Annotated in this window: 14 protein-coding genes; 7 read left to right on the top strand and 7 right to left on the bottom strand. The window is 71.7% G+C overall.

Translation table 11 applies throughout. From position 1 onward, the window contains the following. Positions 1-9: 9 nt before the first annotated feature. From ACIY1X_RS04395 to ACIY1X_RS04385, 3 genes are all read left to right on the top strand, one after another. Positions 10-1,284, top strand: coding sequence for a biosynthetic peptidoglycan transglycosylase (locus tag ACIY1X_RS04395; RefSeq protein WP_399678289.1), 1,275 nt, complete (start codon positions 10-12; stop codon positions 1,282-1,284). Between the two features lie 94 nt (positions 1,285-1,378). Further along, entirely contained in the window at positions 1,379-2,455 is a 1,077-nt protein-coding gene (locus ACIY1X_RS04390; RefSeq protein ID WP_399678287.1) for a flavodoxin family protein, read from the top strand. 150 nt (positions 2,456-2,605) lie between these two features. Then, a complete protein-coding gene (locus tag ACIY1X_RS04385) occupies positions 2,606-3,178 on the top strand; it encodes a Spy/CpxP family protein refolding chaperone (protein ID WP_399678285.1) in 573 nt (190 codons plus the stop codon). Positions 3,179-3,258: 80 nt separating this feature from the next. Here ACIY1X_RS04385 and ACIY1X_RS04380 read toward each other — a convergent pair whose 3' ends face one another. Next, entirely contained in the window at positions 3,259-3,678 is a 420-nt protein-coding gene (locus ACIY1X_RS04380; protein WP_399678282.1) for a serine/threonine protein kinase, read from the bottom strand. Positions 3,679-3,954: 276 nt separating this feature from the next. On the opposite strand from ACIY1X_RS04380, the gene ACIY1X_RS04375 reads away from it, so the two are divergent. From ACIY1X_RS04375 to ACIY1X_RS04365, 3 genes are read left to right on the top strand one after another with little or no spacing between them, the layout of a single operon-like run. Next, on the top strand, positions 3,955-4,683 hold the full coding sequence (locus tag ACIY1X_RS04375; protein ID WP_399678280.1) for an endonuclease/exonuclease/phosphatase family protein: 729 nt from the start codon (positions 3,955-3,957) through the stop codon (positions 4,681-4,683). Then, positions 4,680-5,936 (top strand): cardiolipin synthase ClsB, encoded by a 1,257-nt coding sequence (gene clsB / locus ACIY1X_RS04370; protein ID WP_399678278.1) that lies wholly within the window; start codon positions 4,680-4,682, stop codon positions 5,934-5,936. Before ACIY1X_RS04375 ends, clsB begins: the two co-directional genes overlap by 4 nt. 33 nt (positions 5,937-5,969) lie before the next feature. Next, a complete protein-coding gene (locus tag ACIY1X_RS04365) occupies positions 5,970-6,989 on the top strand; it encodes a YbhN family protein (protein WP_399678275.1) in 1,020 nt (339 codons plus the stop codon). Between the two features lie 6 nt (positions 6,990-6,995). Here ACIY1X_RS04365 and ACIY1X_RS04360 read toward each other — a convergent pair whose 3' ends face one another. From ACIY1X_RS04360 to ACIY1X_RS04345, 4 genes are all read right to left on the bottom strand, one after another. After that, the gene (locus ACIY1X_RS04360; protein ID WP_399678274.1) at positions 6,996-7,706 is read right to left on the bottom strand and encodes a DUF3053 domain-containing protein; all 711 of its coding nucleotides are present in this window, start codon (positions 7,704-7,706) and stop codon (positions 6,996-6,998) included. Between the two features lie 103 nt (positions 7,707-7,809). Continuing rightward, on the bottom strand, positions 7,810-8,400 hold the full coding sequence (locus tag ACIY1X_RS04355) for an acyloxyacyl hydrolase (RefSeq protein ID WP_399678271.1): 591 nt from the start codon (positions 8,398-8,400) through the stop codon (positions 7,810-7,812). 153 nt (positions 8,401-8,553) lie between these two features. Continuing rightward, the gene (locus ACIY1X_RS04350; protein WP_399678270.1) at positions 8,554-9,732 is read right to left on the bottom strand and encodes a metallophosphoesterase; all 1,179 of its coding nucleotides are present in this window, start codon (positions 9,730-9,732) and stop codon (positions 8,554-8,556) included. Between the two features lie 265 nt (positions 9,733-9,997). After that, complete coding sequence (locus ACIY1X_RS04345; protein WP_399678267.1) at positions 9,998-10,486, bottom strand: hypothetical protein; 489 nt, start codon at positions 10,484-10,486, stop codon at positions 9,998-10,000. 357 nt (positions 10,487-10,843) lie between these two features. Here ACIY1X_RS04345 and ACIY1X_RS04340 point away from each other — a divergent pair, with 357 nt between their 5' ends. Further along, positions 10,844-11,161 carry a hypothetical protein gene (locus ACIY1X_RS04340; RefSeq protein WP_051952919.1) on the top strand — a complete coding sequence of 106 codons (318 nt, stop codon included), beginning with the start codon at positions 10,844-10,846 and terminating at the stop codon, positions 11,159-11,161. A 78-nt stretch (positions 11,162-11,239) separates the two neighbouring features. Here ACIY1X_RS04340 and ACIY1X_RS04335 read toward each other — a convergent pair whose 3' ends face one another. Both ACIY1X_RS04335 and ACIY1X_RS04330 read right to left on the bottom strand, forming a co-directional pair. Further along, positions 11,240-11,617: a helicase SNF2 gene (locus ACIY1X_RS04335; protein ID WP_399678264.1), complete on the bottom strand. Its 378-nt coding sequence runs from the start codon at positions 11,615-11,617 to the stop codon at positions 11,240-11,242. Positions 11,618-11,931: 314 nt separating this feature from the next. After that, positions 11,932-14,126: DNA gyrase subunit B (locus tag ACIY1X_RS04330; RefSeq protein WP_399678262.1), on the bottom strand; the 2,195-nt coding region annotated here is incomplete at its 5' end.

The following is a 14,126-nucleotide window of genomic DNA, read 5'->3' as shown; positions in this document are numbered from 1 at the left end:
AGGGAGTGTGTGAAGAAGGCGTTGCGTTTCGTGCTGTGGAGCCTGCTGGCGCTGCTGCTGACGGCGGCAGTGGCATTGGCCCTGATCGTGAAGATCGTCCTGGCGCCGGCGAAGGACGAATGGGCGATGCAGCGCCGCATCGGCCCGCTGACGCTGGACCTGGGCGTGCCCACGCTGATCCGCCTGGCCACCACGCCCTGGTTCGCGCCCTGGCTCGACGGCCGGCGCTTCGACACCGCGCACGGCCCCGTGCAACTGCACTGGAACGAGGAGCGCCGCCAGCTGCAGGTGCGCTGCGCGCCCTGCCAGGCGGCCGTGCCCGCGCTGGGGCCGCAGCCGCTCAGGCTGGAGCACCTGGGCATCACCGTGCGCCGCGACGCCGGCCGGCTGGCCGGCGAGCTGGAGGCGGTGCCGCCACAGGGCACGCCCAACGGCGGCCCCCTGCAGGGCCGGTGGACCGGCCTGCTCACGCAGCGCGACCTGCGCGTGGAGGCCGACCTCGCCGACGCGCCCATCGCTCGCTGGTACGCGGTGCTCACGCCCGAACTGCCCGAACTGCAGCGCGCGCAGATCGGCGGCACCGCCGGGCTGAAGGTGCAGTTCACGCTGCCGGGCGGCGCGGCGGGCCCGCTCGGCGTGCAGCCGCGCGTGGCGCAGTTCGCTGTCGCCGGCCTGGGCACCGAGGCCATGCTGGGCGCGCGCACCGCCTGCGGCCCCGGCGCCGGCCTGCGGGCCGACAGCTGGCTGGCGCGCGCCGTGATCGCCGCCGAGGACCAGCGCTTCTTCCAGCACCCCGGCTACGACCTGGTCGAGCTGGCCGCTGCCTTCGACAAGAACCAGCACAAGGGCGGCATCGACCGCGGCGGCAGCACCATCACCCAGCAGCTCGCCAAGATGCTGGTCACCGGCAGCGAGCGCACGCTGGAGCGCAAGCTGCGCGAGCTGCTGTACGCGGTGGAGATGGAGCAGACCCTGGGCAAGGCGCGCATCCTGCAGCTCTACCTGGACAACGCGCCCTGGGGCCGCGTGTGCGGCGCCGAGGCGGCGGCACGCCACTACTTCAAGCGCCCCGCCGCGCGGCTGGAGCCGGCGCAGGCCGTGTGGCTGGCCTCCATGCTGCATGCGCCCGGCCTGGCGGCCGAGCGCTGGGCGCGCGAGGGCACGCTGGACCCGCAGCGCCTGAAGTGGGTGGCCGAGGGCATCCGCGGCATCTCGCGCGCGCAGCGGGCGGCGCTGCTGCGCAGCGTGGACAGCGCCCGCTACCCGTCGCCCGCCAGCGAGTGAGCGGCGGCGGCCCCGCTGTCGGCGCTGCGTGGCGGCCGTGACGGCGCCTGCGCCGTCATCCCAGCCGGCGCGGCGGCGCCATCATGGCTGCACCATGAAGACCCCCACGATCCGCAAGGGCCAGGCGCCGGGCACCCTGGGCCGCGACGAATTCCGCCTGCGCTTCATGCAGGACTTCCAGGACCCGGCCTTCGCGGCCGAGGCCGGCGCGCTGGCGCGGCTCGAGGCCATCGCCTGGCAGGCCTACGACGAAGGCCGCAAGTCGCCCGCCACGCGCAGGGCGGGGCCGGGCCACGCGGACCCGGACTACGAACTCTCCGTGGACTGGATCGAGGCCCGCGCCCGCATCGACGCGGCGCAGGCGGCCTGGGGCCGGCCGGAGACACCCTCGCGCGTGCTGCTGGTCAACGGCTCGCCGCGCAACGACGGCACCTGCCCGGGCGAGGTGTCCAAAACCTGGCGCCTGGCGAACATCGCCCGCGAGGAACTGGAAGCCGCCGGCCTGCAAGCCGACCTGCTGGACCTGAGCCTGCTCGCCTCCGACTACGGCCGGCACATCCACCCGTGCAAGGGCTGCGTCTCCACCGCCATGCCGCTGTGCCACTGGCCGTGCAGCTGCTATCCCAACCACGCGCTGCGCCAGACCGGCGACTGGATGAACGAGATCTACGCGCGCTGGGTCGCGGCGCACGGCGTCATCGTGCTCACGCCCACCCACTGGTACCAGGCCAGCAGCGCGCTCAAGCTGATGATCGACCGGCTGGTGTGCGCCGACGGCGGCAACCCCGACCCCACCTCCACCCACGGCAAGACGGTAGACGAGGCCAAGGCGCTCGAACTGCAGGGATGGGACTACCCCAAACACCTCGAGGGCCGCGTCTACGGCGTGGTGGTGCACGGCGACGTGGCCGGCATCGAGAGCCTGCGGCGCAACCTCAGCGACTGGCTGGACTGGATGGGCCTGGTCGACGCCGGCACGCAGGCGCGGCTGGACCGCTACATCGGCTACTACCAGCCCTACGCCGACAGCCACGAGGCCCTGGATGCCGACCTGGCGCTGCAGGAGGAGGTGCGCAACGTCGCCCGCGCCGTCGTCCATGCGGTGGGCGAGCTGCGCGCGGGCCGCCTGAGCCGCCCCGACGCCGGCCTGGGCCGGCCGCGGCCGAAGTGAGCACAACTGCGCGCCGCCTTCATCCTTCTTTACCTTCGCTCACCCCGCGTTGACCCCGCTCTCATGGACCGGACAAGCGGGCCTTCCACACTGCGTCTCACCTGCTGCACACATCGACTGCAGCAGCAACCCAGGAAAGGAAGGACTCGCATGATCTCTCTTCGCCAACGTGTTCTGTGGGCCGGCGTGCTGGCCTCCGCCGCCTTTGCTGCCTCGGCCCAGACGCCGCCCGCCGCCGCCGAACCGGCCGCGCCTGCACAGGCCCAGTCGGCGGCCCCGGCCAAGCCGCATGCCGAGCGCAAGGACTTCGCCAAGCGCTTCGAACGCATGCAGCAGCGCCGCGCCGAACGCATGGCCGCGCTGAAGGACAAGCTGAAGCTGAGCACCGCCCAGGAAGGCGCGTGGAACACCTACGCCGCCGCCGTGCAGCCGTCGCGCGACGCCAAGCCGCCGCAGCGCCCGGACCGCGCCGCGTTCAGCCAGCTCACCACGCCCGAGCGGCTGGACCGCATGCAGGCCCGCCAGGCCGAGCGCGCCGCGCTGTTCGCCAAGCGCGCTGACGCGATCAAGGCCTTCTATGCGCAGCTCTCGCCGGAGCAGCAGAAGACCTTCGACGCCGAAGGCATGCGCATGGGGCCGCGCGGCCACGGCCATCATCGCCACCACGGTCCGCGCCATCAGCCGGCCGGCGGCGAGGCGGGGCAGCAGGCGCCCAAGAGCTGAGCCGCAGCGCGGGGGCCCGCCCCCGTCGGTTCACACAGGCCCGCGGCATCCGCCGCGGGCTTTTTCGTGCTTGTTGGCGCCTAGTTCGGCGTGCCGGTGCGCGTCGTCGGGTTGGTCGGCACGTTGTTCGGGCGTTCGCCCGTGTCGCCGAAGGGGCGCGGCCGGTGCAGGGCTTCCTGCCGCACTTCCCCGCGCGTGCGCTGGCTCACCATCGGGGTGGCGTTCGGCTGGTGGTTGGTGGTGGTGCTGGCCTGGCCGGGCGGCGTGTTGCTGTTCGCCAGGTTGTGGTTGTTCATGCGCGCCTCGGCCTTCACGCTCTCGCGCGAGTTGGGCATCGTCACGTCCGGGCTTTGCGTGGGGTTGGGCACGCCGGTGCGCGACAGGGTGCTGCCTTCGCCCGTGGTTTGCGGCGTGGCGGGCGCGATCTGGGCCACGGCGGCACCGGCGGCCAGCAGCGCGGCGGCGAACACGGGAGCGAAGCGGTGGGCATGGGTCTTCATGGCGGTTTCCTTTCGTCGTCGTTCGGGAAGGCGCGGTGGCGCGCGATCCCTTGCCCCCAAGGTACGTGCTGCGGCGCGGTGCGGGGTGTCGGGGCAGCCTGCACCGCGCTGTAGGAAACGGGGCATGCCGCGCTGCGCGCAGCACCGGCGGGCGGGAACTTGGGCGGCGTTCCTACAGGGGCGGGCCCGCCGGGCCGGTACAAAGAGCAGGTGTCCCTCCTGTCGCCCGCCCAACTTCCCCTGGCCGCTGCAGCACCCCAGAAATCGCTGAAGGTGATGACGGTCAACACCCACAAGGGCTTCACCGCGTTCAACCGCCGCTTCATCCTGCCGGAGCTGCGCGACGCGGTGCGCACCGTGGGCGCCGACGTGGTGTTCCTGCAGGAGGTGCTGGGCACCCACTCGCAGCACGGGCAGAAGATCGACAACTGGCCCGAGGCGCCGCACTACGAATTCCTCGCCGACACCATGTGGCCGCAGTTCGCGTACGGCCGCAACGCCGTCTACCCGAAGGGGCACCACGGCAACGCGGTGCTGTCGAAGTTCCCGATCGTGCACCACCGCAACCACGACGTCTCGGTGGCCGGGCCGGAGCGCCGCGGCCTGCTGCACTGCGTGCTGCGCCTGCCCGGCCGGCCGCTGGACGTGCACGTGATCTGCGCCCACCTGGGCCTGGCCGAGGCGCACCGCCAGCAGCAGCTGGAGCTGCTGTGCCACATCGTGCAGGACGAGGTGCCTGCCGGCGCGCCGCTGATCGTGGCGGGCGACTTCAACGACTGGCGCAACCGCGCGCACGGCGTGCTGGAGGAAGGCGCGGGGCTGCGCGAGGTGTTCCGCCACGCCAACGGCGCAGCGGCGCGCACCTTCCCGGCGCGTTTCCCGGTGCTGCCGCTGGACCGCATCTACGTGCGCAACGCCGAGGCGCACGCGCCGGTGGTGCTGCCGCGGCGCCCCTGGTCGCACCTGTCGGACCATGCGCCGCTGGTGGCGGAGGTGCTGCTGTGAACCGCTGGCACGGGGGCAACCGCGTCGAGCTGCTGGAAAACGGCGAGACCTTCTTCCCGCGCGTGTTCGAGGCCATCCGCCAGGCGCGGCGCGAGGTGATCGTCGAGACCTTCATCCTGTTCGAGGACAAGGTCGGCCTGGGCCTGCATGCCGCGCTGTGCGAGGCCGCGCGCGGCGGCGCCAAGGTGGACCTGATGATCGACGGCTTCGGCTCGCCCGACCTGTCGGCCGGCTTCCTCGGTGCGCTGGCCGAGGCCGGCGTGCGGGTGCGCGTGTTCGACCCCGGCCGGCGCCTGTTCGGCCAGCGGCTGAACGTGTTCCGCCGCATGCACCGCAAGATCGTCGTCGTCGACGGCGAGCGCGCCTTCGTCGGCGGCATCAACTACTCTGCCGACCACGTGATGGACTTCGGCCCCAAGGCCAAGCAGGACTACGCGGTGGAGCTGGCCGGCCCGGTGGTGGCGGACATCCACCGCTTCGTGCTGCGCGCGATCGCCGTGGGAGACCTTCGCGGCAAGGGCGCGCGCTGGTTCCGCCGCCGCCTCGACCACACGGCCGACGCCGCGGTCGAGCCCGTCGGCTCCGCCGAGGTGATGTTCGTCAGCCGCGACAACCGCCGCCACACCACCGACATCGAGCGCCACTACCTGGCGGCCATCCGCAGCGCGCGCGAGCGCATCGTCATCGCCAACGCGTACTTCTTTCCCGGCTACCGCATCGTCAAGGCGCTGCGGCGCGCGGCCCGGCGCGGCGTGGACGTGCGCCTGATCCTGCAGGGCGAGCCCGACATGCCGATCGTCAAGACGGCCGCCAGCATGCTCTACCACCACCTGCTGCATGCCGGGGTGCGCATCCACGAGTATTGCGAGCGCCCGCTGCACGGCAAGGTGGCGGTGGTCGACGGGGCCTGGAGCACCGTCGGCTCCAGCAACCTCGACCCGCTGAGCCTCTCGCTCAACCTGGAGGCCAACGTGATGGTGCGCGACCGCGCCTTCAACGCCGAGCTGTCGGGCCGGCTGGAGCACCTCATGCGCACGAGCTGCCAGCAGGTGGAGGCCTCGCAGCTCCAGGAATGGAGCGTCTGGCGGCTGGTGCGCAGCTTCTTCGTCTTCCACTTCATGCGCTGGTATCCCTCATGGGCCGGCTGGCTGCCCCGGCACGTGCCGCGGCTGGAGCCGGCCCGGCCCCCCGTGCAGCCCGGCGACGCGGACGCGCCGCCGCAGGGCCCGGCGGCGCAGACCGACGCCGCCTGAGCGGCGCGCCGGCAGCAGACCCGCATCGGCACCATGGCCTGCTCTTCCGCTACCGAGGCCACCGCCCAGGCGGGTGCGCCTCCGCACCGCCGTGCGCCGGCGGCGGCCTGGCGGCGCTGGCGCGGATGGCCGTGGGTGCGGCGCATCGCCATCGCGGCCTTCCTCGGCGTCGTCGTCGTGCTGCTGGCGAACCAGGCGCGCGCCATCGCATGGGGCGACGTGCTCGCCGCGATGCGCGCCTACCCGTGGCAGGTGCTGGCGCTGGCCGCCGGCTTCGCCGCGCTCAGCCACCTGCTGTACGCGACCTTCGACCTGATCGGGCGCCACTACACCGGCCACGCGCTGCGCGCCGGCCCGGTGATGGCGATCACCTTCGTCAGCTACGCCTTCAACCTCAACATGGGCACGCTGGTGGGCGCGGTGGGCATGCGCGCACGGCTGTACGCCCGCCTCGGGCTGGACGCGCCGGTCATCGCGCGCATCGTGGGCAGCAGCATGCTCACCAACTGGCTGGGCTACTGCCTGCTGGCGGGCCTGGCTTTCCTGCTGTGGCCGCTGGCCATGCCCGAGGACTGGCACCTGGGCCGCATCGCGCAGCGCGTGCTGGGCGCGGCGCTGGTCGCCGTGGCGGTCGCGTACCTGCTGGCCTGCGCCTTCTCGCCGCGGCGCGAGTGGCGCGTGCGCGGCCACGAGATCGCCCTGCCGTCGCTGCGGGTGGCCCTGGTGCAGTTGGCGCTGTCGTGCGCCAACTGGAGCGCGATGGGCGCCGCCATGGCCGTGCTGCTGCAGGGCGCGGTGCCCTATCCGATGGCGCTGGGCGTGCTGCTCATCGGCGCGGTCGCCGGCCTGCTCTCGCGCGTGCCGGCAGGGCTGGGCGTGCTGGAGGCGGTGTTCGTCGCGCTGCTGGCGCCGCCGCTCACCCAGGCCGGGATCATCGCGGCGGTGCTGTGCTACCGCGCGATGTACTACTGGCTGCCGCTGGGGGTGGCGGCGCTGCTGTACCTGGGCATGGAGGCGAACGCGCGCCGGCTGGCGGTGGCGGCGCCGCGCTGAGCCGGTTCAGCCGCCGGCCACCGCCGTGCGCATTCTGCGCTGCGCGGTCTGGATGGCGGCCGAGTGGCTGTTGAGCTGCTGCAGCATGCCGTTGAGTTCGTTCAGCACCTTCGGGTCGCTCACCGTGAAGGTGCTGCCGGAGACCTGGATCTGCGACTTGTGCGCGTCGACGTAGTCGCCGATCCGGATGGCGCCGTCGAACACCGCGTCCAGCGCCGGGAACACGTCCCGGAAGATGCCGGCCGGCGTGGTCACGGTCTTGTCGTAGGCCTTGTCGAACACCGCCTTCAGGTCCTCCGGCTGCTGGAGCTGCGCGCGCGCCGCGTTGGCCTTGGCCAGGTTCTCGTCCAGCGCGCGGCGCATCTGCTGCACGCCCTCGCGCACGCTGCGCAGGTCGTCGCGCCGCGCCACCACGTCCGACAGCGAGCGCAGGGAGCCCTTCGCGACGATGCCGTCCATCTGCTGCGCGGTCCGGTTCATCGCCGTGTTGAAGTCGGTGATCACCGTGTAGTGCTGCGCATAGGCGCCGAAGGGCTTCTTCTGCTCCTCGGTCGGCTGCGGCACGCGCACGCCGGGACGGTCGATCACGCGCGTCTGCAGGAACTGGATGAAGGCGGCGCGCTCCTCGGGCTCCTTGTTGCCGCAGCCGGCCAGCAGCAGCCCGGCCAGCATCAGCGCGCAGGCGTGCGCGAACCAGGTCGGAATTCTCGGGGCCATGCGCCGCTCCTGCAGGAAATGAGGGCGCCATCTTAGGCACCCCGGCGGGGCCGCCGTCAGCCGACGGATGGCCTATGGCCTTCTTCCGCCTTCGGCCGGTTCTTCAGAAGCGCACGGCGTAGCGCAGCCGCACGAAGTTCTCGCCCGGGTTGGGCTTGCGGATGCCGGCGTTGGAGAAGTGCTGCAGCCGCAGCGACAGCTCGTGCTGCCCGTGCGCGCCGAAGCTGTAGCCGGCGCCCAGCACCTCGGTGAACTGGAAGGCGGTGCTGAAGTCGCGCGAGGGCGTGTGGTAGACGTGGTCCATCACCGTGGCGCCCACGCCGCCCTCCACGAACCAGGGCGAGCGCCCCTGGTCGAAGCGCAGCCGCCAGGTGCCGATCACGCCGACCTGCGTGTACTCGCGCCGCAGGCTGCCCACAGGGGCGCGCCACTGGCTGGCGAACACGTCCCAGTAGAACGAGAGCGCGCCGGCCCGCACCGGCTGCCGGGGCGTCCAGGGGAACATGGCGCCGGCGCTCAGCACCGTGGTGTCGCCGCTGTCGTGCGGTGCCTGGCCCGCCTCGACGTACACGCCGATGTCGCGGTCCTCGAAGGCCAGCGCCGCGGGCGAGGCCAGCATCGCCGCCGCGGCGGCGGCGCACCATCCCAGCACGCGACGCGCGCCGGGGGGCAGGAAGCCTTGTTTGTTGTGCATGGCTTTTCAGCTCCGATCTGCGGCCAGGCCGTCCGGACCGCGCTCGGCGCTGCCGGGTCAGCCTTTGCCCCGGCAGCAATCTTGCGCCGATCCGGTCGGCCGTGCACGGGCTGCCGTGCGCATCCCCGGGTAGGACATGGCCTCGCCCTCGGCTCAGCGTGCCGAGGTGAGCGTGATGAGCGCGATCTCCGAAGGCGCGCCGAAGCGCTTGGGCGGACCCCAGTAGCCGGTGCCGCGGCTGACGTACACCCACATCGCCTGCAGCCGGTGCAGCCCCGCGGTGAAGGGCTGCTGCAGCGGCACGAACAGGTTCCACGGGAAGAACTGCCCGCCGTGCGTGTGGCCCGACAACTGCAGCGAGAAGCCCGCCGCCGCCGCGGCCGCGGCGCTGCGCGGCTGGTGCGCCAGTAGCACGCGCGTGTGCACCAGCGGCGGCGCGTCGTGCAGGGCGCGATGCGGGTCGCTGGCGTGCGCCGGCACGAAGTGGCCGGCCGTGTAGTCCGTCACCCCCGCCACCAGCAGCGCGCACTCGAACAGCTCCTCGTCCGTCTGCGCGCCGTGCGTGCTGCGCGTCTGCAGCACCACGTGCTCGTTGAGCAGCACGCGCAGGCCCAGGCGGCGCAGCTCGTCGATCCAGTCCGGTGCGCCGGCGTAGTACTCGTGGTTGCCCGTCACCACGAAGGTGCCGTGCCGCGCCTTCAGCCGCGCCAGGGGCGCGACGTGCTCGCGCAGTTCGGGCACCGTGCCGTCCACCAGGTCGCCGGTGATGGCGACCATGTCCGCGCCCAGCGCGTTGACCGCGTCGACGACGCGCTGCAGGTAGCGCTGCCGGATGGTGGGGCCCACGTGCAGGTCCGACAACTGCGCGATGGTGAAGCCGTCCAGCTGCGAGGGCAGCCCCTCGATCGGCACCCGCACCCGGCGCACCGCCGCCGTGCGGCGCGCGTTGACGTAGCCGGCCAGCGTCACCAGCGTGGCCAGCGCCACGGCGACCACGGCACTGGTGCCCTGCCAGCGCGGCCAGTCCGGCGCCGCGCCGGCGGCCCAGGCGCCGGCCCATGCCAGCAGCAGGCCGGCGTCGCGCACCAGCGTGAGGAGGAACAGCGACGAGAACCAGCCCATCGCCAGCAGGCCGGCCCACTGCACCACGGCCCACAGCCGGTGCGGCCCGCGCCGGCGCACGAAGGGCAGCGGCATGCACACCGCCGACAGCGCCAGCAGCACCGCCACCAGCGGCCAGGCAGGCGTGGCCGCCGCCAGCGCCGGCAGCAGGCGCAGGGCGACGAACACGTGCACGAGGGTCGTCAGGACGGTGAGGGAGGCCAGGGGCATGGCAGGAGCATGTTGCAGCGCAGCATACGATGAATCCGGGTTATCTGCTCGGCGCCGCGCCGTCCGGCGGATGGGCCTTGGGTGCTCTTCAAACAGGAGCAGCAGATGCAGCCTGCGCGGGACTTCGCAAGGCTTCCTGCGGCGATGTCTCAGGGACCGGAATCGGCCGCGAAAGTTCGGCCGGAAACGAGACATCCTGCCGGTGCGGGCGGCTGCGGCGGACGTGGAGAACCCGGCGGCCGGCGAGCCGCCGGGGAGGGCGCGGTCAGTCGCCCTTGGCGGTGCCCTGGGCCAGGGCCTGGCGCGGCAGCGTGGCCGAGGCCATGTTGAAGTTGGAAGGCCAGACGAACAACGCCCGGGCCGGCGCGCCCAGGCCGATGGTCAGCGTCTGCTGCAGCGTCAGCGGGCCGATGGTGGCCTCCACGTCATAGGTGCCGGGCGTGAGGCGGGCCAGCATCAGCGGGCCGTGGGCCTGGGCGGACAGCACGTGGTCGCCGTTGTACTTGTTGCGCACCTTTACCTGTACCGGCTCGGAGAACTCGCCGCGCCGGCCGCGCGCGACCGCGAACTCCAGCGTGGCGGCCCAGCGCGGAGACACCATGTCCATGAAGGCCAGTTCGTCCTGGCTAGCGCCGCCGCACATGTACTCGACGCCCTCGGGTGCCATGCGGATCGGTGGGTTGGTGGCGGCATTCGCCGCGGCGGCCAGCAGCAGCGCGCTGGCGGCCGAGGCGACAAGAGCAGGGAGCTTCATGGCGGGGCGACGCAGGAGGAGAAGAAAAGAGGCGATCGGAGGCTGGGAAGGCAGCGGCCGGCCGCCGTCGGATTCTGCGTAGCAAGAGTCGGGCTCAGCGTCGGTATTTACGCCAATCGCTACGGAATCGATAGCGGTCCGACAAGGCAGGCCGGTGTTCTGGAGGCCCGGAAGCATCGCTTGGCCATGTGTCGGCAGCATGAAAGCGCCGTGCGTGCGCCCCCGCCTACAGCCGCGCGGGCCGGCGCCCGCGGCATTCGCCTTGCGGCCGTCGCCACAATGGGGCCCTGGGCGCGGCGCGGACACCGGCCGCTGCCCGGGCCCGAACCCCCAGCCTTATCCCGGCGAGGAACTGCCATGCCCGACACCGCCGACACCGATTTCGATCCCGACAACTCCTCCGTCACCGCCCCGTCCAGCCTGCGCGACTGGCTGCAGGTGCTCAAGGAGGCCGACGAGCGCCGCCCCGACCTGCCGGGCGAGCACCTGATCGTGCTGGGCCTGGGCGTCGTGCTGCTCCTGTCCGCAGGCCGCAGCGGCTCCTTGCTGGGCCGGCTGGTCAAGGCGGGGGCCGGCGGCGCGCTGATCGGCCGCGCCGCCAGCGGCACCGGCGGCGTCGCGCGGCTGGCGCGCCTCGTCGCCAGCGTCACGGGCCGGCCGCTGCCCGGTCGCTGAGCCCCGCGCCAAGGGAAAAAAGAAAAAGGCCCTCTGCCGAAGCAGAGGGCCTTTTGTCGCACTGTCGCGTGTGCAGGCTTACAGGGTCGGCGCCGAATGCGCGGCCTCGCGGGCCTCGGCGCGCACCGTGGCGCGGTCGAGCTGGCCGGCGAACACGGGCTGCTGCGATGCCGCCTCACCATACAGGTCGCCGGCGCGGGCAGCCTGGATCGCGCCTTCGCGCACCGCAGCGCGCGAGACCGCCGAGTTCGCGGGCAGCGTGGTGACGCCGGCGAAGGCCGCTTCACCGAACTGGTCGCCCAGGCGCGCGGCCTGCCGTGCCTCGGCAGCGACTTCGGCGCGGCTGCGCACCGAGTCGATGCTCAGCACGCCTTCATAGACTTCGGCATGCGCCGAGCCGGCCACGCCCAGCAGGGCGAGCATCGTGGCACCGAGGAGTTGGGAGGTCTTCTTCATGGCGATTCCTTTCATTCGAATATCGATCAATGGATGAATGTCGAACCGGTATCGGGGGGCGCCGTCCTTCGCTTGTCGCTCGGGGCGGCCACCGCAGCGGTGCCGAGTCCATCCAGAACCGCCTCTCACCTCGCTTCATGTCTGCCGGTGGGGCGTCGTTCTGTGAAGAGAAGTGTGCGCCGAAAACCTAGGGAAAACCCGCAATTCACGGAACCACGGCGTTCACGCAGCAGAAACAATCGGGCGGATGCGGTCAAGAAAAAGGCCGCACGAGGCGGCCTTTGCGGGAAAAAGAGGAAGCGCCTTTCTTCGGCTCACACGTCGATGTTCGCCGCCCGGAGCGCGTTGGTCTCGATGAAGTTGCGGCGCGGCTCGACCTCGTCGCCCATCAGCATGGTGAACACGCGGTCGGCCTCGATGGCGTCGTCGATCTGCACCTTCAGCAGGCGGCGCACCTCGGGGTCCATCGTGGTCTCCCACAGCTGCTCGGGGTTCATCTCGCCCAGGCCCTTGTAGCGCTGGCGGCTGGTGGCGCGCTCGGCCTCGCTGAGCAGCCAGGCCATGGCGCCGCGGAAGTCGCTGACCTTTTCTTCCTTGGCCTTGTCGCCCTCGCCGCGGCGCACGGTGGCGCCCTCGCCCAGTAGGCCGCGGAAGGTGTGGGCCGCCTCGGCCAGCGCGGCGTAGTCGGCGCCGTGCACGAAGTCCTGCGTGATCACGCTGCTCTTGATGTTGCCGTGGTGGCGGCGGCTGATGCGCAAGAGCGGCTTGTCGGTGCGCGCGTCGAACTCGTTCGACACCTCGGCCGGCGCGCCGTTGCTGTTCAGCTCGCGCAGCTTGGCCTGCAGCGCGACGGCGCTGGCCTCGGCCTCGGGCGTGGTGTCCAGGTTCAGCGCCACGCCGTCGGCGATGGCGCGCAGCGCCTCCACGTCCATGAAGGCGCCCAGGCGCTCGATCACGGCCTCGGCGAGCTGGTGCTTGCGGGCCAGCTCGTCCAGCGTCTCGCCGCGGATCACATTGGCCGCCGGCACGGAGCCGTCAGGCGACCTTCCTGTGATGACGCTGGCGTCCTTCAGCGCCACCCGCAGCAGGAAGGCGTCCAGCGCCGCGCCGTCCTTGAGGTACTGCTCCTCCTTGCCGACCTTGACCTTGTACAGCGGCGGCTGCGCGATGTAGATGTGGCCGTTCTCCACCAGCTCGGGCATCTGGCGGTAGAAGAAGGTCAGCAGCAGCGTGCGGATGTGGGCGCCGTCCACGTCCGCGTCGGTCATGATGATGATGCGGTGGTAGCGCAGCTTGTCGATGTTGAAATCGGGCCCGATGCTGGTGCCCAGGGCGGTGATCAGGGTGGTGATCTGTTCGCTGGAGAGCAGGCGGTCGAAGCGCGCCTTTTCCACGTTCAGCACCTTGCCGCGCAGGGGCAGGATGGCCTGGAACTTGCGGTCGCGGCCCTGCTTGGCCGAGCCGCCGGCCGAGTCCCCCTCGACGATGTAGAGCTCGCACAGGGCGGGATCCTTTTCCTGGCAGTCGGCGAGCTTGCCGGGCAGGCCGGCGCCCTCGAGGACGCTCTTGCGGCGGGTCATCTCGCGCGCCTTGCGGGCGGCCTCGCGCGCGCGCGCCGCCTCGACGATCTTGCCGCACAGGGCACGCGCATCGTTGGGGTTTTCCAGCAGCCACGTCTCGAGGGTGCGGCTGACGGCCTCCTCGACGGCGGGACGGACCTCGCTGGAGACGAGCTTGTCCTTGGTCTGGCTGCTGAACTTGGGCTCGGGCACCTTCACGCTCAGCACGCAGCACAGGCCCTCGCGCATGTCGTCGCCGCTGACCTCGACCTTGGCCTTCTTGGCCAGCTCGTTGCTCTCGATGTACTTGCCGATCACCCGCGTCATCGCCGCGCGCAGGCCCGTCAGGTGGGTGCCGCCGTCGCGCTGCGGGATGTTGTTGGTGAAGCAGAGGACCTGCTCGTTGTAGGCATCGTTCCACTGCATCGCCACCTCGACCGAGATGTGGGTGCCGGGGATGCCGCCGTAGCTGTCGGCCGGGCGCTCGCCGGTGGCGTGGAAGGGCGTGGGATGCAGCACCTTCTTGGCGCCGTTGATGAACTCGACGAAGCCCTTGACGCCGCCGGCGCCCGAGAAGTCGTCCTCCTTGCCGGTGCGCTCGTCGACCAGGCGGATGCGCACGCCGTTGTTCAGGAACGAGAGCTCGCGCAGCCGCTTGCTGAGGATCTCGTAGTGGAAGTCGCTGTTCTCCTTGAAGATCTCGGTGTCGGGCAGGAAGTGCACCTCGGTGCCCCGCTTGTCCGTCTCGCCGGTGATCCGCATGGGCGAGACCTCGACGCCGTCGACCATTTCGAGCAGGCGGTTCTGCACGAAGCCCTTGCTGAACTCCAGCACGTGCACCTTGCCCTCGCGCCGCACCGTCAGGCGCAGCATCTTCGAGAGCGCGTTCACGCACGACACGCCCACGCCGTGCAGGCCGCCCGAGACCTTGTAGCTGTTCTGGTTGAACT

Source organism: Xenophilus sp. (genome assembly GCF_044462705.1).
GTDB classification, from domain to species: Bacteria; Pseudomonadota; Gammaproteobacteria; order Burkholderiales; family Burkholderiaceae_C; genus Xenophilus; species Xenophilus azovorans.
The sequence above is the reverse complement of the archived record's forward strand: the minus strand, read 5'-3'. Positions and strand labels throughout refer to the sequence as shown.

What these genes read in the sequence shown, in the direction of transcription:
- ACIY1X_RS04390 (WP_399678287.1), top strand. Translation starts at nt 1,379, where the DNA reads ATGAAGACCCCCACGATCCGCAAGGGCCAGGCGCCGGGCACCCTGGGC.
- ACIY1X_RS04385 (WP_399678285.1), top strand. Translation starts at nt 2,606, where the DNA reads ATGATCTCTCTTCGCCAACGTGTTCTGTGGGCCGGCGTGCTGGCCTCC.
- ACIY1X_RS04380 (WP_399678282.1), bottom strand. Translation starts at nt 3,678, where the DNA reads ATGAAGACCCATGCCCACCGCTTCGCTCCCGTGTTCGCCGCCGCGCTG.
- ACIY1X_RS04375 (WP_399678280.1), top strand. Translation starts at nt 3,955, where the DNA reads ATGACGGTCAACACCCACAAGGGCTTCACCGCGTTCAACCGCCGCTTC.
- ACIY1X_RS04365 (WP_399678275.1), top strand. Translation starts at nt 5,970, where the DNA reads ATGGCCTGCTCTTCCGCTACCGAGGCCACCGCCCAGGCGGGTGCGCCT.
- ACIY1X_RS04360 (WP_399678274.1), bottom strand. Translation starts at nt 7,706, where the DNA reads ATGGCCCCGAGAATTCCGACCTGGTTCGCGCACGCCTGCGCGCTGATG.
- ACIY1X_RS04355 (WP_399678271.1), bottom strand. Translation starts at nt 8,400, where the DNA reads ATGCACAACAAACAAGGCTTCCTGCCCCCCGGCGCGCGTCGCGTGCTG.
- ACIY1X_RS04350 (WP_399678270.1), bottom strand. Translation starts at nt 9,732, where the DNA reads ATGCCCCTGGCCTCCCTCACCGTCCTGACGACCCTCGTGCACGTGTTC.
- ACIY1X_RS04345 (WP_399678267.1), bottom strand. Translation starts at nt 10,486, where the DNA reads ATGAAGCTCCCTGCTCTTGTCGCCTCGGCCGCCAGCGCGCTGCTGCTG.
- ACIY1X_RS04340 (WP_051952919.1), top strand. Translation starts at nt 10,844, where the DNA reads ATGCCCGACACCGCCGACACCGATTTCGATCCCGACAACTCCTCCGTC.
- ACIY1X_RS04335 (WP_399678264.1), bottom strand. Translation starts at nt 11,617, where the DNA reads ATGAAGAAGACCTCCCAACTCCTCGGTGCCACGATGCTCGCCCTGCTG.